The organism is Paenibacillus lactis (genome assembly GCF_017873605.1).
Taxonomy (GTDB): domain Bacteria; phylum Bacillota; class Bacilli; order Paenibacillales; family Paenibacillaceae; genus Paenibacillus_AQ; species Paenibacillus_AQ lactis.
In genome coordinates, this window is record NZ_JAGGKI010000007.1 from 22759 (window position 1) to 40524 (window position 17766).

Consider the following 17766-nt stretch of genomic DNA (forward strand, 5'->3'; position numbering starts at 1 on the left):
AAAGTAATCGATCGCCTTTTCAAACTAATCATAGGGGAAGGAGTTGAATATTTATTATTTAATCCGAAGTTACCTTTAATCGAAATTTTATATCTTTAGCTGAAAGGAAGTAGAATAACGTACAAGTCCGAACTGGGTCGCACGAAATTTACCAGCTCAAGCAAAATGATCGGAAATTAACCTGAAAATTGAAAAGGAAGATATCATTTGTCAAAAAAGTGGAATTTGAAGATCGCAGCCCTTATCAGCTCTGCATTAGTAATAAGCTCCATATCACCGTTAACCCTAAATGCTGAAAGTCCTGAGGCTTCATCTAACGTAACCGGGTCTCCGTCTGGAGTCACTATGGAACACCTTCATTCGGGTGGTCCGACTTCATTGACGACGGATTTGCCCTCAATAGACGATATTCGCAAAGACTTCAGTCTGTTATATAAGGACTTGGCGGCGATTCCATACTTTGCAGGCGGAGGGGTAGCTGCAATTGGCGGCAATGCGTTCAATGTGAGCGTTCCGGGTAACATCCCGGCAATCGCGGCATCACGATATGGCAAAGGGCGAGTTCTACTGGCTGGGAGCGATCGATATTTTAACCTTTCCGAGCAAGCAGATGAAACTAGCAGCACGCTAGCACGAAATATTTTATTATGGCTAACGGACGAGTCGCATACGAATTCTGGCCGCGGCAACGATATAACGGGACGCTACGCGGATGCTTTACGGGGAACGGGTAAGAAAATCAGCTTGATCACTACTTCTCATTCATTTACGGTATCTCCTGATCTTCCTATCGAGCTCGTGAAAAGCGACAGCTGGGAATCAGCGAATCTGAACCCGCAAAAATATGCGGTTGCTTACGTAGACAGCTCGGTGAAGGATTCCGATCTAGAAGCACTGGATAAGTATATACGTCTTGGTGGCAGCGTGATCGTATCTGAAAACAACAGCGTACTTGAAGGAATTACGCGCGATACGCCTGAGCATATTGTCCTGCAGGTCGGCAATCTGCGAGGGGGACGACTGAGTCGGGATTTCGCCATTCAAAAATTAATGAACCGTGCAGGCCTGACTTTGATGAACCGCGGCACCGACTCAAATGGCAATGAATCCAAGCTGACCCCAGAACAATCATTGAATCATCACTTCATGAACCGCTTTCAGCAAGGAAGAGCAGTTGAAGCAGGAACGATCACTTATGACGACATCGACATTGGTCCAGCCGGAACAACTGAAAGCAAAAAGCGGGAGCTACTGTATACGATTCTAAGTGAAACACTCGAGACATTATCGACTGAATCACAATTATTTGATTGGGCCAGCTTAGAGGCGAGTAAATTGCCTTCGGCCACTTTCCCAATCTCTAAATTTCAAGCTCCGTACACGAACGCACTTCGCGTATTCGAATTCAGCCATTTTACGTTGAACCCATCCAATAAAAAATCACCGTATGCGGATCAATTTCCAGGTAAAGTCGCTGATGATGCGTTCGTAGTGAATAACCGGGAGGTTGAGGTGGATTTTGACTTTCCCAACATGATGTACACACATGCTCTCCCTTCGAAAAATTGGGTTAGCACAGGACTTTATGCACCTCCTGGAAAAGCCGTAACATTGGAAGTGCCGGAAGGCGCCGAGCATTTGACGGTACAAATCGGTTCACATGATGACGACCTGAGGGGGGCAAGCAAATGGGAACGTGCTCCTCTTGTGGTGAATCATCAAAAGCTGGCACCCGGAAGAAATCAGGTGAACAGTCCATATGGTGGGTTGATATATCTTATTCCACTGAAGTCTAAACCAGGTGTAAAAGTTAAAGTCAGCATTAGCGGTGCGGTTGAAGCCCCCCGCTTCGTGCTTGGAGAAACGACGGCGGAGCAATGGGAAGCGATACGGAATCTGCCACCTAGCGTTCCGTTTGCTGAACTTCAGGGTAAAAGAATCGTGCTAACCGTTCCTTCTGAGCTGATCCGTGACGTATCGAATCCTGAAGAGCTGATGCAGACTTGGGATGAAATATACGATAGCTATGATGAATTGGTCGGACTACACTCGGAGAGGGCTATGCCGCACACCGCTCATAAGATGAACCGCCGATACGTGGCAGATGTTCAAATTTCCTCAGGTGCAATGCATGCGGGTTATCCGATTATGCTTCCGTTCAGCTATGCTCCCAATTTGCTCGATATTGACTATCTCCGATCGAGTGCCTGGGGGTTCTGGCATGAGCTGGGGCATGAATACCAGCAACGGACATGGACTTGGGGCGATGTTGGTGAGGTTACCGTAAATATTTTCTCCCTGTATACACAGGAGAGATACGGAAATCCTTCCGAATTGCTTAAGGTCGGCAGCGATGGCCAGGACTATTACGACCGGGCGATATCATTCGCAAGCAGTGACGATCCAGACAAAAAATACGGGAGTATCGGAAACTACGAAAGACTCGTAATGTTCAAGCAGTTGCAGCTTTCTTACGGCTGGGACCTCTATACCCGGATTTTCGAAGCTTACAGAGAAATGCCGCAAAGTGATATTCAGAATACTGTCGACACGTTTGCATTGGTTGCCTCGAGGGAAGCTGGCGAGGATCTGACACAGTTTTTTAGCCAATGGGCGATCGGTTTAACCGATCAAGGGAAAGATAAAATAAAGGCATTGCAGCTGCCGCAACCGCAGCAAGAAATGTGGCTCCTCAGGGAATAGTGCGCTAATTTTGAACATCATGATGTTTCATCCATAGGTTAGGTCTGAAGCCGCGAAGTTCGCGGCTTTTTAGATTTTTACGGTATAGAAGTTACTAAAAAAATGGGGAGAATCGACCAAATAGAAAATATCGTGCCTTCCTATGAAAGCTTTGATAAAATCCCATATATTTGTTAAATTATAGAAGAATAACTTGCAAACATTCCTTTTAAAAAAGGAGGTGACCATCGCGTCGGGGTTGAATGGTGGCATCACTTGCCTATCGATTAGGGAAGGAGGAAGATTGCGCACTTCGGTTGTTTTGTGTATTAAAGGCACCACGGTCGTAGGGACATGTGCATGGATAAGATTATAACGATGGAGGTAATCCGTATGCTACGAAATCAAACGTGGAACCATTTGAAACGGCGGTTAATGACACTCACTTCTGCACTGCTTGCCATTTTTATATTCAGTATGTCTGCTTTGCCTGCATTTGCGGCAACCCCCGAGAAGACCGTGAACGCCTCCGCAACGCTCGCTTACAATCTCAAAGGACTGCAGCACAATGTGGTGGTGCAGAAAGCTTACATCGCATCTAAATATATTTATGTAACGCAGCGGTCGGGAGGAAATTGCTATCTTTCAAGATTGCTGATCGATGGAAATAACGCTACGTTCGTTGATAAAATGACCATTACCAATACCGGCCATTGCCAGACGCTGGATATGTATACGTACAATGGCGAGAACTATTTTTATTTCAGCTCTAAAGCTGATCCATCCACGGACTATTACTGGTCGCTCCAGGTAGCAAGAGTTCAATATTCGCCAGGCACAACCGTCGATTATACGGATCTTCGCCGGTTTACCTACATGAACTACGCCAATAAGACGGGTGCAAGATTAGGTGATACTTACCGGGTGGATGGCGGCGGAAACAGCACGCATACGGTCTTCCGCGTACAGACGAAGGAAGGCACTGTGACTTGGGCCATTTATGACACGGTAGCATTGAACAAGCTCCTTGACAGCAATGAAATGGTGCGAATGGACAGCGCGGCAGCGGTAAGCGCCTGCGTGACCAGCTTCACCCAATCAGGCAGTGCCATTATTAGACCGAACGGGTCATTCCAAGGGGTGGACATGCTCGGCAGCACCGAAATCTATACCTCAGGCGGAGCGGAGGGGGAAACGCCGCAAATTGCCATGATGTCGAACACGGGGGCGTATAAATCGCTGGTGAAGATTACAAATGTGGGCAACCGCGAAATCGAGGGCGTCCAGACCAAGAACGGCAATGTGTATTTCACGATCGTTACAGATCCGGTAAATAAGAAGGATACCCAGAAAATTTATTACGTTCCTGATAGCATATTTTAATAACCGATATACAGCTATTCCGAAAAAGAGGCATGGAGCAAGTTAACCGGCATCTGAACGGAGATGCGGATCAGGCGCAGCAGGAAGTTCATGATAGGCTGCTGCTGGCGCTCAGCTTAAACTCCCGGATATCGTTCCGGGAGTTTTTTCTTGTCTTTTTAGTTGGGAGGATACCTTTTACAACAGAAGTGCGTATAAAATGGTGTAGTAGGGAACAAATGGTTCCGGTCGTGGTGGGGGGAATGAGATGAGTATTTGGTTGTGGGTCCTTATTGGAGTCGTCGTCTTGTTCATGGTCCTGGTGCTGGTGGTGGGTTGGATCGCATCCAAATTTGATGGGAATATGGGCATCGAGAGCAGGCGTGACGAGCATGGAAACATCATCTTGCTGGACACACCTGCGATGCGTGAATCTGCCGCGCTTGCCTATGACGGAAGTATTGAGATGGAGAAAAGAGGGCACATCAAGTCCAACGGGCAGAGCTGGAACGAGGTGTGGCTGCGAACGATCGCATCGGTACGGAAGAACACGGAGAATCCGGAATGGTATGTCCGTTACATTATTGAGAAGCGGCGCGAAGCTGGACTGCCGGAACTCGAGGGTCTGGACGAGCCGAATGAGCCGAAGTGAAAGCTGAGTGCTTTTGCTGCGTAAGTGCGGAGAGTGAATCACGATAAAGAATGGGATTCGGCGCGCCTATTCCTCGAATTCTCAACAATATACGCTATGTATCTTCTTGGTTAGACGGATGCTGAGCTAATAGCAGGGGAGGGTTTGACATGGAAGCGGTACAAATTATTAATGCTCGAATAGCAACCGATAAGCAAGTCATCGAGAATGGATCAGTGCTTATCGATAAAGGGCGCATTTATGCCATCAAGAGGGAAGCCCCGGAAATCACGGGAGAGACGATTATCATTGATGGGGAGGGGAAGCTGCTCATTCCCGGCATGATCGATGTTCATATTCACGGAGCGAACGGCTATGACATGATGGACGGAACGACAAGAAGCATTCAAGAAGTTTCCAAAACCTCTGCGGCCACCGGCTGCACCTCGTTCCTGGCGACATCCGTAACATCTGATTTGGAAACGCTTCTTCGCATGATCGACAAGGTGAAGCAGGTTGCGGGGCACGAAGAGGGAGCGATGATTGCCGGTATCCATGCGGAGGGCCCATATTTAAACGTGAAGCGAAAAGGAATGCAGAACGAAGCGCATCTGCGGCATCCGGATTTGTCAGAAATGGGACTCATCATCGAGCGAGCCGATTCCTTACTGAAGATGGTTACGATTGCTCCCGAGCTGCCCGGGGGTATGGAGTTGGTTTCTTTCTTACATAAAAAAGGTATCGTTATTGCGATTGCCCACTCGGATGCAACGTATGAGGAAGCCAAAGAGGCATTCCGTCTCGGGGCCAGCCATATTACGCATTGCTTTAATGGAATGCGGCCGATTCATCACCGCGATCCGGGACTTATCGTTGCCGCGATGGAGGAGCAGAAGGTAAGCTTGCAGGCCATTGTAGACAATGTGCATCTTCATCCTGCCATCGTCCGGCTCATGCATCGTGTGAAAGGGCCAGACGGGATCGTGCTCGTTACGGATGCGCTTCAGGCCATGGGGCTCGGGGATGGAGAGTATGTGTTTGGCGGACATCAGGTAACGGTCCGAAACGGGATTGCACAATTAATGGATGGGACATTGGCTTCAAGCACCGTTACGATGAACGAAGCTTTGAAAAATACGGTAACATTGGGGATCCCGCTTCAAGATGCGGTTAGGATGGCAAGCACCACGCCGGCGGATGTGCTCGGGCTGACCAACAAAGGACGCATCGCCGAAGGAGCGGATGCCGATCTGGTATTGCTGGATGACCAGTTTGAAGTCGAATGGACGATGATTGGCGGGAAGATGATTTTTAAAAGGGAAAGTGACGGCAATCATCGATAGAAAAACAGCTGAGGAAAGCTCACACTTGTTGTGACTGACAAAGGAGGGATTCCCATCGATAAGCTCGATGAAAAATTAAAGGCGTTGCATAAAAGAGAACACCTAGCCATACTCCGAAATTTGCTGCATTCTGTGAAACAGGATGATACGGCAGTGAAGGAGCCGTATGATCAAAAGACGTCAGATCGGTTATACGGGCTGCTTGGCAAGCATATCAATGCTGCGTACGAGCAGCATATGGAAATCGAGAGGCTGCAGACGCATGTCCATGTGGTGTTCAGTCTATCGGATGCAGGTTCATTGAAAGTAGCCCTTAGTAAGGTTGGTAAACATCAACAAAGTCGAGTACTGGCATTTAATAACTGGTTTTCGGTCGGCCCGATTGCGGAATTGGACACGTCGGAAGGGCAGCAACGCAGGCAAAGCTGGCTCATGAATCATGTCCAGGATGACTATTTCTTCGACTCGATTAACCGGGATCACCAAATTGCGCAATTGATGAAGGAGTTAAAGGCCATCCCCGAGCATAAAACCGTTGTGATCTGGTGTGCCGATAATGCCCATGATCAAACGGGGCTCCGATTCGCCCTCTACCTGTTGAAAGACAGGAAACAGCCGATACGTATCGTTAATGTGACGAAGGTTTCCCAAGAATTGGGTTTTCACCAGAAGGGAGGAGGAACTCCTTATGCGCAGGCATTGATCGACCGGGATAATTATGTTGAAATCGTTCGGGACTATGCTGAGGGCTTCCCGCTGGACTCGGAAACCAGGAAGCGGTATGAGGGCGAATGGATCGAGTTGGCGGGACAGAACCATTGGCTTCGTTTATGGGAGGCGGGAGAGCTAAGAGGCTGCGAGGAGGACAAGCTGGATCCGCTGATTATCCAGTCGGTCACCGATCTGCAAGGGATGCATGGAGCCGGTGATTATGTGCATGCAGGTGAAGTCATGGCCAGAGTTCTTGAAGTTTCACGGCAGCGAATCAGTATTTCTTTTATTACTTACAGAATCTTAAGGTTAACCAGCGATGGTGTCCTGACGTTCAAGGGAATACCGGGGTTCCCGCATCAATATTCATTACGTCTTTCGAATACATGAAATGTGAAGGAGCAGCCCCATAGGCTGCTTTCTTAGTTGAGTGATCAACGAACAGGTCACAGCAGCCATGTCAATAAATAAAACACGAAGTGTATTGACAGGATACAGATAAGTGCGTAAAATAATCTCAAATACAAATATCTTAAAATAAAGACAAATGAATTGCGACCTGCAACCCAATTGGTTTGAAGCGAAGCCATAATCCATTAACAAAGCCGGTTCGCCAAATTTCGTTGCCGGCACTCAACCAAACAGAGGAGCGATAAATAATGAAAACAACAGGAATCCATCACATTACTGCAATTGTAGGGCATCCGCAAGAGAATGTTGATTTTTATGCCGGTGTATTAGGGCTCCGCTTAGTAAAACAAACGGTCAATTTCGATGATCCGGGCACGTACCATTTTTATTTCGGCAACGAAGGCGGCAAACCCGGCACAATCATTACATTCTTTCCATGGCCGGACGCCTACAAGGGCAAAATCGGCAGCGGACAGGTGGGGGTCACGTCCTATGCGATTCCGAAGGGGGCGATGTCATTCTGGCAGAACCGCCTTCGGAAATATGATGTTTCATTTGCGATGAGTGAACGCTTTGGAGAAACTTATTTGCAGTTTGATGATCCCCATGGCCTTCATCTCGAGCTCGTGGAGCGAGAAGAAGGTGAGCTCAATACCTGGAATTTTGGCGGAGTTACTTCCGATGTAGCGATTAAAGGTTTTGGAGGGGCAACCTTATTTTCTATGAGACCGGAAAGAACCGCCGAACTGTTGGAACACGTCATGGGACTGGAATATGTCGGCCAAGAAGGAGAGCTTGCTCGGTATCGTTCCTCCGCGGATATTGGGAATACGATTGATCTGAGACTTTCACGAGCTGGCTACGGCCAGCTGGGTGTCGGTACGGTTCACCATATTGCATGGCGGGCTAAAGATGATGAGGAACAGCTCCGGTGGCAGCAATATATTGCGGACCAGGGCTATCAGGTAACTCCGGTGCAAGACCGTAACTACTTTAATGCGATTTATTTCAGAGAGCATGGGAGCATTCTCTTTGAAATCGCCACGGATCCTCCTGGATTTGCGCACGACGAATCGCATGAATCGATGGGGAAAGAATTGAAGCTGCCGTCGCAATACGAGCCTCACCGATCTGAAATCGAAAAAGTATTGCTTCCGTTCGAAGTGAGAGAGCTGGAATCCAGTGCGGGAGGCGAGTCTTGATGCTGTCCATCGATCCATCGAATCAGACCGAAAGGGAAAACTATAAGCTGCTGATCGGCAGCATTATCCCGAGACCGATCGCATTGGTTACGACGCTCTCGAACGATGGCGTATTAAACGGCGCTCCTTTCAGTTATTTCAATATCGTATCTTCGGACCCGCCGCTCATCTCGCTGTCCATCCAGCGTTCCGGAGGGATGGAGAAAGACACTGCCCGGAATATAAAGACGCTAGGCGAGTTTGTCGTTCATATTGTGGATGAAGACAATGTACATCAGGTTAATTTAACAACCGCCAAGCTTCCTCCCGATCAGAGTGAAGTCCAATTGGCCGGATTTTCACCCGTTGACAGCGTTAAGATTACCGTTCCGGGGATCATGGAGGCCAAGATCCGCATGGAATGCAGGTTGGAGCAAGCGTTGGCGTTCGACGGGAGTGGTGAGAACGGATGCGATTTTATCATCGGAAGGGTCGTGCAGTTTCATATTCAGGATCATATTTATGAAAATGGAAGAATCGATCCCGTTGGTCTGAGGGCGGTTAGCAGGCTGGCTGGCCACCATTATGCCAAAATCGGAGAAATCTTTGCCATTGAGCGCCCGGAGTAAACAAGAGGCGCTATAAAGAAGTGAAAGAGGCACTCACTTCGAGAAATTGCAAAGGTGTATAAAAAGAATGCATGGAGTCTAGGGACTCCATGCATTCTTGTTTTTATAGAGGCTAACTTCATCCTTATAATCGAACGAGAGTAACGTATTCGCTTCACGCGAGGTTTAAGTGTATCTTATAAGTAAACACTACATATCATTCATGCGAGACTCAAGCGGTTAATAAAGGACCATAAGCAAAGAAAGGAAGGATCGAAAACCATGAAGGTACTAATCATCGGAGCGAATGGCCAAATCGGCCAGCATGTTTTCAGTAAGCTTCAGTCATCGAAGGCACATCACGCCATTGCGATGGTGCGGAAGGAAGAGCAGCGAACGAAGTTCGAAGAACAGGGTGCCCGGACGATCCTTGTCGATCTTGAAGGAAGCATAGAGGATATCGCCCGTGCGGCGAAAGAGGCTGATTCGATTGTATTTACCGCAGGATCCGGCGGTCATACGGGCGCGGATAAAACCATGATGATCGATTTGGACGGAGCCATTAAATCCATGGAAGCCGCCAAGCTAGCCGGCGTACGTCGTTTCGTGATGGTCAGCGCCATCGGTGTGCATCATCGTGAAAAATGGATGGAGAGCGCACCATACTACAGCGCGGCCAAACATTACGCGGATGTTTGGTTAACGCAAAGCGGACTGGATTATACGATTATCCGTCCAGGCCGGCTGACGAACGAAGGGGGTACCGGGAAGGTCGCCGTAGCGGTTGATTTGGATCGCGGCAGCATTCCGCGGGAGGATGTTGCATCTACGATTGTCGCTTCATTGGAAAATCCTCATACCATCGGCAAGGCATTCGACATGGTTAGTGGAGACACGCCAATTGAAGAAGCACTTCGTTCCTTATAGGGGAACGAAGTGCTTTTTAAGCGTAAGCCTCAGCCCAAAGCGTGAATCATACAAGCACGATTGCCGTGCCTGCGTGATTCAATGACGTTTGAAGGCAATGCCGTGTTTTATTTCTTCTCCGGAGCATCGCCGGCATTCGATCCAAAATTCATCGGCGTCGTACCTTCCGCTTTCCACACCGTTCCTCTCCGTTCGTACTCGAATAATCTTTCAATCGCATTCGCGATTTGCGGCCCTAATTCTCGTTCAACTAAATACAGGGCGACGTCTAGCCCGGAAGTCACTCCTCCACCGCTCACCAAGCGAGGCCCATCTTCAACGACTCTTGCCTCGACCGTTTTCGCACCAAGAGTTGCGAGCGCGGGCATGCCGATTGAATTGGTGACGGCATACCGGTCTTTCAGCAAACCATCCATGGCAAGCAGCAGAGAACCGCCACAGACCGTTGCGACCGTCACTTCCTTATTGTTTAATGCTTGTTTCATCAAACGGGTCAAGCCGGTATCCTTGGCTTGCTTAAGAATATTGGGGATCGAATCATCCGAATGTCCTGCAGGCTTACCCGAAGCCCCAGGAACCACAATAATTCCCGAACGTTTTGGGTCTAATGCAGCCTGCGCTTCAAGGGAGGGACCATTCAATCCGCTCGGGACCACTCGCTTGCCTTCGGCAGATACCAATTCCACCGTAACTTTTCCGCCGGTATACATTTCTGCGGCAGCAAACACTTCATAAGGCCCGGTAACGTCAAGCAAATCGAAACCGTCGAATAATACGATTTGAACATGGATATTTTTGTCCGCTGCTAGATCTTGATTTTCTGCAGGATTTGCACTTGCAGTTGGGACGACAAGCGATAGCAGCAGGGTAAACGACATGAGTAAACCAAAGATTTTTTTCATTATAAACCTGCATCCTTTCGTTTTGCCCAAGGCGTCAGCGAATGATATCCGCCAGGCATTGAGTATTTGATTGATTCCTAAAATGAAGGGGTACCCAACCCAGTATCCACAGTGAAATGGAGGGGAAAGCGATACCTCGTTTAGGAGGGGAACGAAACATCCTTCGATTGACCGATGGTTCGGATGAAGATGCTGGGAATCACGAGCAGCAGCGCGATAGAGCCGTAAACGCCAATGGTGTAGCTCGTGGCATAAACGAACCCAAACCCCTGATGAAAGAGGGAAGTTATAAGATGAATCAACAGATTTGTGAAACAAAAGGCGTAGCTTCGGATCATCCAATTCCGGTGGCGGATGATCCGCTTCCTTCGGATTTGAACGAGAGCGGTAATCGTAATTATCAGCCATATGATATTCAAGGCATTGAAGCCCATACTGCTTATTTTTCCGCCGGTGGCGTAGGGTGCCATGTAACCGGAGGTCAACACGACAACAAGCACGGATACGATGTAAACATAACCGTTGATGCGATGGAATCGGCGCTTTTTCTCGAATATCCATTTTGAAAAGTTCACCAGCCCCGACGCCATCGCAATACATGCGAAAGCAACATGCACATACATCACGTTCAGCCAGACCGGCAGATTCAACTCGCGCTTCAGCCCGGTTTTATGGCTTAAGAAGGACGTCGCTTCAGGATCGATCATATAGTTTTTCACCAAGGCGTAGAGAATAAATAGAACGCTGGCACTAGCCAACAATCCGTATAATGTGTTCCGTTTCTTCATATCAACCGCAACCCCCGAGGCTCTAAAATTCGTTACCCATACGCGCATACCTGGCTATGTAACCCGTCTTCCTGATAGTTTGGATGCCGGCAGGATTCCCGCCTTGGCGACGCCAAACATTTGGTCACCATCGACGGAAACTTCGAATTTTAAATTCAACCGCATCGGCTTCGTGATTTGAAGCGACCAGGCAAGCTGACCGTCTCGAAGCACAGGATTCAAAAATTCGACCGTTTCCTCACCTTGGGTAGCCGTGCCTCGGATCCGATCCTCACTCGCAGAAATGGAGAGCTTGACCTGGAGCTTTCCGACGGGCGTGGCAATGGTCGCATCCCAATCGCCGTCAAAGGCAGAGGTCTGTACCGCATCGGTATCCGGCTTGTTGTAGGGGATAGACGTTTGATCTGCGTCGAAGCTCGGTTCGCCGACCTTCGGTTTATTTCCATTGCGAGGTCCCACGCCGGATTCCTTCCAAACGGTTCCCCTCCGTTCAAATTCGAACAGCTGCTCTACCGCGTGGGCCATCCGCGGTCCGAGCTCGCGTTCCAGCAGGTATAGCGCAACGTCAAGCCCGGAAGTCACGCCGCCGCCGGTAACCAGATTGCCGTCATCCACCACGCGAGCGGAGATCGGAACAGCCCCGGTTGCAGCGAGTAAATCCAGGCCCAGATGATTCGTTACCGCCGGTCTGCCTTCCAAGAGCCCGCCCATGGCCAGCACGAGTGAACCGCCGCAAACCGTGGCGACAACGATGTCTTTGTTGCCAAGTGCCTGGCGAATCATCTCCGTTAAATCTGTATTCATCGCCCGGCTCAGAATAGCAGGAACCGTATCCGGGCCATCTCCTTCAACGCTTCCCGAGGCACCGGGAACGACGATGATCCCCGAGCGATTCGGGTCGAGCGTGGCGCTCGCCTCAATCGTCAGCCCGTTGATGCCGCTGGGGACGGAACGCGGCCCTTCGGCTGTGACCAATTCGACGTTTATCGCGTCTTCAGCATACAGGGCTGCTGCACAGAAAACCTCATATGGCGCAATGGCATCCAGAAGGTCAAAGCCATCAAATAACACGATTTGAACATGCAGCATAAGTGATTTCTCATCCTCCTTGTTTTTCTATTCCCAAAAGATCCTTCAGCCTGTAATATTCCTGCTCATCGATCTCACCTTTAGCCATCCGTCTTTTTAGAATGAAAGCAATATCACGATCGTTTAGATCGGAAGGTTTTTGGCGACGGGAAATCGCATAGAATCGAACGGCTGCGAAACAAAAGAGCGTGAGACAAAATAAAGCTCCAAAGGGAAAAAAAGAAAACGTGCCGTTTTCGACACCCATTGGCATGAACCTCCTTTTTTGCATGGCTGGAATGCGTGATGTGCTGCAAGGAGAATCATAACAAAGGAATATCTCGAACGAAGTGCGAAACAGTCACAAAAGTATAAACAAATCATCACAAAATACCGGGTCCCGCCTGTTCCAGCTCATATCATGATAAACTAGGTGGTGAAGGTGGGATAATCATGAGTGGATTACATACGATCCTCGTTGTAGACGATGACCCGAGTATCGTTGATCTATTGAGGGATTTTTTAGAGAATGACAGCTTTCAAGTAATGACCGCATGTGACGCTGACCAAGCGTGGACGATATTTAAACAGTCTCCCATTCACTGTATCGTGCTGGACATCATGATGCCGGGGCAAAATGGGTTTGAGTTATGCCGACGGATTCGGGCAGAGAGCCATGTTCCGATCCTGTTCTTGAGCGCCCGCAGCGATGATGTGGACAAGATCAGGGGCTTCACGCTCGGCGGCGATGATTATATCGTCAAAACAGCTTCACCGGGAGAGATCGTAGCCAGGGTGAAGGCCGTACTGCGGCGTACCGATTCCAGCTGGCAAAAAAATGAAAGAATCTTGGATTATGGCCGCATCAAGATCAACCTCTCCGCGAGGGAAGTTGTCGTGGATGGGAAGCATGTCGTGCTCACGCCGAAGGAGTATGAACTGCTGCGATTATTTGCGGAGCATCCAAGGCATGTCTTCTCCTATGAGCAGCTATTGGCGAAGTTTTGGGACGGGATCGGCGACAGGCATACGATTCGCGTTCATCTCAGTCGGCTGCGGGAGAAAATCGAATCCGACCCGAATCACCCGAAATACCTGCTAAATGTATGGGGAGTAGGGTATCGATTCGAAGGAGGGTAAAGATGAGGAAAATTCGCATTCGTACATTTACTTTGCTTTGCTTCGTCTTCATCCTCGCGCTTCCATGGAACTTCTATGTTGCCGCTCATTTTATGGAGACCAAGACGCTCAGCTTCGAAAAAGGCCGGCTGCAAAATGAGACGCTGCAAACCAATATCTCGGAAGTAACTCGGCGTATTGAATCAGACACAGACAAATGGGCGGATCCCGATTGGCAAAATCAATTGCATGCAGCCCTCCGCCAAGCGAAAATGGATGTGCTGATCCAATCCGCCGCAGATCAGGACATTTATCGGTCCAATCCGGAGCGAAGCGGAACAACATTGTCGACCGAGCGGTTTTCCGTCATCCAAGATGGTCAGTTACGGGGACGCGTTACTCTTTATCTGCCTCAATCCAATCAGGTTCAAGTGATGGCGGCATTTTTCGGGCTGCTGCTTGCCATCTTTATTGTCGGCATGGGGATGAGACGATTCGTACTTACGCCGCTTGAGCGGATGGGACTGGCAGCTAGACAAATTGCTACGGGAGACTGGGATGTTCGATTACCGATGTCCAGGGTTACTGAAATTGCTGAGGTCCGCGACGGATTCGATGTGATGGTGAAGGGACTTGAGCGATCTTACCGGAAACAAGCCGAATTGGAAGAGGAACGCCGATTCGTCATTACGGCCGTAGCGCATGATTTACGGACCCCGTTGTTCGCGCTGCGGGGGTATTTGGATGGTCTGGAGCAAGGGATCGCTCAATCCCCTGAGAAGATGGCCCGGTATGTGGCAGTTTGCAAGGATAAATCGGCGCAATTGGACCGTCTGGTCGAGGATCTGTTCACCTTTACCAAAATGGAGTACGTCGAATCGGAGCTAAACGATAAGAAAGTTGATTTTAAACATATTCTTCAGAACTCGATAGACAGCTTGAGACCGCAGGCGATGCAGAAAGGCATCTCCATCTCGTTTCATGCGGCAGATGCTTGCAGCACCAACGGGGATATGCATTTATTAGAGCGTGCGATGAACAATCTGCTGGACAATGCCGTCAGACACACGCCTGCGGGTGGCATGATTGAGGTCGATTGTTATCGACATGCCGATAAGGTAACATTTACGGTGCGAGACACAGGACCGGGCTTCTCTTCGGAAGAGCTGGAGCGTGTATTCGAACCTCTATATCGCGGAGAAGCTTCCCGAAGTCGTGCAACCGGAGGCAGCGGATTAGGGCTGACGATCTCACAACGAATTATTCGGCAGCATGGAGGAGACCTTGCTGCAAGCAATCATCCGGAAGGAGGAGCGCTGCTCGAAGGATGGATCCCATTGGCGATGGAAAAACATCAAGATCAGGAGATACGAGGATGATTTTTAGAATCCGGCTTCCTTAAATCCCAGCACATCGTTAAGGGTACGTAACTAGAAAACGCTAAAGAGGATGTTATATGTCAAGAACGATACTAATTGTAGAAGATGAGCATATTTTACGTGAAATCATGAAGGATTATTTGCTTGCGGAAGGATATGAGGTGCTTGAGGCCGCGGATGGAAAACTTGGAATCGCCCTATTTCAGGAGCATGAAGTGGATTTGATCATCCTCGACATCATGCTGCCGGAGCTCGACGGCTGGTCCGTATGCAAGCGAATCCGCAAAACCTCGAATGTCCCGATTATTATGTTAACGGCCCGCTCGGACGAAGACGATACGCTCCTCGGCTTCGAGCTCGGCGCTGATGACTATGTCACGAAGCCATACAGTCCGCCTATTTTGCTTGCACGCGCGAAGCGGTTATTGGAACGCAGGTTTGCTCACGATCATGATCAAGACACGCTAACCATCGGCGGTTTTATGGTCCATTTTCCATCCCGCAGCGTATCGATTGACGGCAAGGCCTGCGGCTTGACGCATACCGAATTCGAAATACTGACTTATCTGATGAAGAACAAAGGAATTATTGTTAGCCGGGAACAGCTGATCACCAAGATTTGGGGCTATGATTTCGCCGGGGATGATCGAACGGTCAACAGCCATATCCGCAATTTGCGTTCCAAGCTCGGCGAGCTTGCCAAGCACATCGTGACGGTGGTTCGTTCGGGATACAAATTCGAGGAAGAGCCATGAACAAGAGCATTGTCCTGAAGCTGTTTATGTTGACGGCCGGCTTATCCTTGTTCCTGATCGTCGCTATTTTTGCCCTGCAAACCGTTTTCTTCGAGCGATTTTACGCTTATCAGAAGGTCAAGGATGTCAGAGCGGCGCTGACCGCCTACGAACAAGAGCTGCTGCAAGGCGAGGATGGTCTTGCGCAGACGGCCAAGCGGGAACAAGACTTTTATGAACAACATAACACCTGGATTACGACGCTGGACGAACAAGGAAATCTGAAGGATGCCGATGATTTTTCCATGGAAATCAAACTGGAGCATGACGAGGACGACTTCGCATATTCCGCACGTATGATCCATGTTCCGCTCTACAGTTATATCAATGTGGAGGACTTTTACACCAACAATCCATTTGTAAAACCATGGATCGAGGAAGGGGAACACATTGCCTTGGAAGGCCTCATCATGAATGACCAGCTGATTATTCAGCGAATGGGGAGGGGCCCTTCCTATTTGCGAGACGAAAGCCATCTCGAAAATCCGCAGCTCGTGAATAAAGAGTATGAAGTCGTCAATCGGTATCAAGGTGCCACGGAAGATTACTTTAAAAAATACCCCAGCATCCAGGTAAGCGGAAGAATCACGAAGCTGCGCATACCGGAAGGCGCTGCGGTGTCCCGTTATACGAACCGCTTGCTTCTGCAGCGGGTTCAAACGTTTCAAGCGGATCTGCTGTATGGGGATATTTCGAGGCCGCAGACGGGACAGGTTATCGATTACGAGGAAAACCATGTGAATTACAAGCTATTTATCGAACCGATCCAAGATGCGGACGGGAAACCGGCATATCTGTTTGCGATGACCTCACTCCAGCCGGTGACGGAAGCTACGGACATGATGACCGATTACTACATTTACATTATGGGAGCCGCGGTACTGCTGGTCGTTCTCGTCTCGTTTTATTATTCCCGCAAGATCGCAAGGCCTCTGCTTCGCATCAATCGAACGGCACAGCAAATGGCGGCGCTTGACTTCTCGGAGAAGATCCCGGTTGGGACGAAGGATGAAATCGGCCAGCTGTCACGAAGCATTAACGAGCTGTCCGAACGACTGCACGACCATATCGACCGGCTTGAGCAGGACATCGAGAAGGAGAAGCAGCTTGAGCATACACGGAAGGAATTTATCGCCGGCGTATCGCATGAGCTCAAGACCCCGCTAAGCGTCATACAAAGCTGCATTTCCGTTCTGAAGGACGGGATTGCAAGCCATAAGCGGGAGCATTATTTTGCGGCGATGGAGGACGAGGTGCACCGGATGAATCTTCTCATCGGGGATATGCTGGAGCTGGCAAAATACGAATCCGGAACCTATAAGATGAAGATGGAGTCATTTTATATCGATACCGTCATCGAGCGCATCTGCACAAAATTGGCGGCGGACATTGAAGGCAAGAACCTGCAGCTGCACGCATCGGTTCAACCTGTCGAGGTTGTGGGCAATGAACTGCGCATCGAACAGGTGCTGATTAACTTTCTAACCAATGCCATTCGTTATTCACCCGAGCGGGAGTCCATATTTATAACAACCATGGAGGAGCAGGGAAGCATTAAAATATCCATCGAAAATAAAGGTGCGCATATTCCGGACGAACAGCTGGAGAAGATTTGGGACCGCTTCTATCGCGGGGAGCCGTCCCGCCAGCGCTCAACCGGAGGCACGGGCCTTGGCCTCGCCATTTCCAAAAAGATATTGGAGATGCATGGCATGCCTTATGGCGTTACGAATACGTCGGGCGGGGTTATATTCTACTTTTATTTGAATAAAAAAACATAGGCTTCATGCATCCGAGCGCAGATCTTTAGATCTGTGCTTATTTTTTGTTCAAAAGGCTTTAGCTGATCCTACCTCTATA

Annotated in this window: 16 protein-coding genes; 12 read left to right on the forward strand and 4 right to left on the reverse strand. The window is 49.1% G+C overall.

What is annotated here, in order from left to right:
* Positions 1 to 378: 378 nt before the first annotated feature.
* From J2Z18_RS14595 to J2Z18_RS14630, 8 genes are all read left to right on the forward strand, one after another.
* The gene (locus J2Z18_RS14595) at positions 379 to 2703 is read left to right on the forward strand and encodes a M60 family metallopeptidase (protein WP_244152768.1); all 2325 of its coding nucleotides are present in this window, start codon (positions 379 to 381) and stop codon (positions 2701 to 2703) included.
* Between the two features lie 372 nt (positions 2704 to 3075).
* The gene (locus tag J2Z18_RS14600; protein WP_028406659.1) at positions 3076 to 4065 is read left to right on the forward strand and encodes a helveticin J family class III bacteriocin; all 990 of its coding nucleotides are present in this window, start codon (positions 3076 to 3078) and stop codon (positions 4063 to 4065) included.
* 247 nt (positions 4066 to 4312) lie between these two features.
* Positions 4313 to 4696, forward strand: coding sequence for a hypothetical protein (locus J2Z18_RS14605; RefSeq protein ID WP_007131796.1), 384 nt, complete (start codon positions 4313 to 4315; stop codon positions 4694 to 4696).
* A 149-nt stretch (positions 4697 to 4845) separates the two neighbouring features.
* Entirely contained in the window at positions 4846 to 6018 is a 1173-nt protein-coding gene (gene nagA / locus J2Z18_RS14610; RefSeq protein WP_007131797.1) for an N-acetylglucosamine-6-phosphate deacetylase, read from the forward strand.
* A gap of 153 nt (positions 6019 to 6171) precedes the next feature.
* Positions 6172 to 7119 (forward strand): DUF1835 domain-containing protein, encoded by a 948-nt coding sequence (locus J2Z18_RS14615; protein WP_232239409.1) that lies wholly within the window; start codon positions 6172 to 6174, stop codon positions 7117 to 7119.
* 269 nt (positions 7120 to 7388) lie between these two features.
* Positions 7389 to 8342, forward strand: coding sequence for a ring-cleaving dioxygenase (locus J2Z18_RS14620; protein ID WP_007131799.1), 954 nt, complete (start codon positions 7389 to 7391; stop codon positions 8340 to 8342).
* Positions 8342 to 8950, forward strand: a complete 609-nt coding sequence (locus tag J2Z18_RS14625) for a flavin reductase family protein (protein ID WP_007131800.1) — start codon at positions 8342 to 8344, stop codon at positions 8948 to 8950. The genes J2Z18_RS14620 and J2Z18_RS14625 overlap by 1 nt, the downstream gene beginning before the upstream one ends.
* 261 nt (positions 8951 to 9211) lie before the next feature.
* Entirely contained in the window at positions 9212 to 9856 is a 645-nt protein-coding gene (locus J2Z18_RS14630; RefSeq protein WP_210094878.1) for an SDR family oxidoreductase, read from the forward strand.
* A 107-nt stretch (positions 9857 to 9963) separates the two neighbouring features.
* Here the strand turns inward: J2Z18_RS14630 and J2Z18_RS14635 are convergent, their stop codons facing one another.
* The 4 genes from J2Z18_RS14635 to J2Z18_RS14650 form a co-directional block, all read right to left on the reverse strand.
* Entirely contained in the window at positions 9964 to 10758 is a 795-nt protein-coding gene (locus J2Z18_RS14635) for a DJ-1/PfpI family protein (RefSeq protein ID WP_007131802.1), read from the reverse strand.
* Between the two features lie 140 nt (positions 10759 to 10898).
* Positions 10899 to 11546: a DUF2306 domain-containing protein gene (locus J2Z18_RS14640; protein ID WP_007131803.1), complete on the reverse strand. Its 648-nt coding sequence runs from the start codon at positions 11544 to 11546 to the stop codon at positions 10899 to 10901.
* Between the two features lie 54 nt (positions 11547 to 11600).
* A complete protein-coding gene (locus J2Z18_RS14645; RefSeq protein ID WP_007131804.1) occupies positions 11601 to 12635 on the reverse strand; it encodes a DJ-1/PfpI family protein in 1035 nt (344 codons plus the stop codon).
* Positions 12636 to 12645: 10 nt separating this feature from the next.
* Positions 12646 to 12882, reverse strand: coding sequence for an SHOCT domain-containing protein (locus J2Z18_RS14650; protein WP_007131805.1), 237 nt, complete (start codon positions 12880 to 12882; stop codon positions 12646 to 12648).
* A gap of 185 nt (positions 12883 to 13067) precedes the next feature.
* Here J2Z18_RS14650 and J2Z18_RS14655 point away from each other — a divergent pair, with 185 nt between their 5' ends.
* The 4 genes from J2Z18_RS14655 (at position 13068) to J2Z18_RS14670 (ending at position 17687) form a co-directional block, all read left to right on the forward strand.
* A complete protein-coding gene (locus tag J2Z18_RS14655) occupies positions 13068 to 13754 on the forward strand; it encodes a response regulator transcription factor (protein WP_007131806.1) in 687 nt (228 codons plus the stop codon).
* A 2-nt stretch (positions 13755 to 13756) separates the two neighbouring features.
* Positions 13757 to 15112 (forward strand): sensor histidine kinase, encoded by a 1356-nt coding sequence (locus J2Z18_RS14660; RefSeq protein ID WP_007131807.1) that lies wholly within the window; start codon positions 13757 to 13759, stop codon positions 15110 to 15112.
* 77 nt (positions 15113 to 15189) lie between these two features.
* Positions 15190 to 15867: a response regulator transcription factor gene (locus J2Z18_RS14665; RefSeq protein WP_007131808.1), complete on the forward strand. Its 678-nt coding sequence runs from the start codon at positions 15190 to 15192 to the stop codon at positions 15865 to 15867.
* Positions 15864 to 17687, forward strand: coding sequence for a sensor histidine kinase (locus tag J2Z18_RS14670; protein ID WP_210094879.1), 1824 nt, complete (start codon positions 15864 to 15866; stop codon positions 17685 to 17687). The genes J2Z18_RS14665 and J2Z18_RS14670 overlap by 4 nt, the downstream gene beginning before the upstream one ends.
* The last annotated feature ends 79 nt before the right edge of the window (positions 17688 to 17766 follow it).

What these genes read in the sequence shown, in the direction of transcription:
- J2Z18_RS14600 (WP_028406659.1), top strand. Translation starts at nt 3,076, where the DNA reads ATGCTACGAAATCAAACGTGGAACCATTTGAAACGGCGGTTAATGACA.
- J2Z18_RS14670 (WP_210094879.1), top strand. Translation starts at nt 15,864, where the DNA reads ATGAACAAGAGCATTGTCCTGAAGCTGTTTATGTTGACGGCCGGCTTA.
- nagA (WP_007131797.1), top strand. Translation starts at nt 4,846, where the DNA reads ATGGAAGCGGTACAAATTATTAATGCTCGAATAGCAACCGATAAGCAA.
- J2Z18_RS14665 (WP_007131808.1), top strand. Translation starts at nt 15,190, where the DNA reads ATGTCAAGAACGATACTAATTGTAGAAGATGAGCATATTTTACGTGAA.
- J2Z18_RS14655 (WP_007131806.1), top strand. Translation starts at nt 13,068, where the DNA reads ATGAGTGGATTACATACGATCCTCGTTGTAGACGATGACCCGAGTATC.
- J2Z18_RS14650 (WP_007131805.1), bottom strand. Translation starts at nt 12,882, where the DNA reads ATGGGTGTCGAAAACGGCACGTTTTCTTTTTTTCCCTTTGGAGCTTTA.
- J2Z18_RS14625 (WP_007131800.1), top strand. Translation starts at nt 8,342, where the DNA reads ATGCTGTCCATCGATCCATCGAATCAGACCGAAAGGGAAAACTATAAG.
- J2Z18_RS14605 (WP_007131796.1), top strand. Translation starts at nt 4,313, where the DNA reads ATGAGTATTTGGTTGTGGGTCCTTATTGGAGTCGTCGTCTTGTTCATG.
- J2Z18_RS14630 (WP_210094878.1), top strand. Translation starts at nt 9,212, where the DNA reads ATGAAGGTACTAATCATCGGAGCGAATGGCCAAATCGGCCAGCATGTT.
- J2Z18_RS14640 (WP_007131803.1), bottom strand. Translation starts at nt 11,546, where the DNA reads ATGAAGAAACGGAACACATTATACGGATTGTTGGCTAGTGCCAGCGTT.
- J2Z18_RS14660 (WP_007131807.1), top strand. Translation starts at nt 13,757, where the DNA reads ATGAGGAAAATTCGCATTCGTACATTTACTTTGCTTTGCTTCGTCTTC.
- J2Z18_RS14620 (WP_007131799.1), top strand. Translation starts at nt 7,389, where the DNA reads ATGAAAACAACAGGAATCCATCACATTACTGCAATTGTAGGGCATCCG.
- J2Z18_RS14635 (WP_007131802.1), bottom strand. Translation starts at nt 10,758, where the DNA reads ATGAAAAAAATCTTTGGTTTACTCATGTCGTTTACCCTGCTGCTATCG.
- J2Z18_RS14645 (WP_007131804.1), bottom strand. Translation starts at nt 12,635, where the DNA reads ATGCTGCATGTTCAAATCGTGTTATTTGATGGCTTTGACCTTCTGGAT.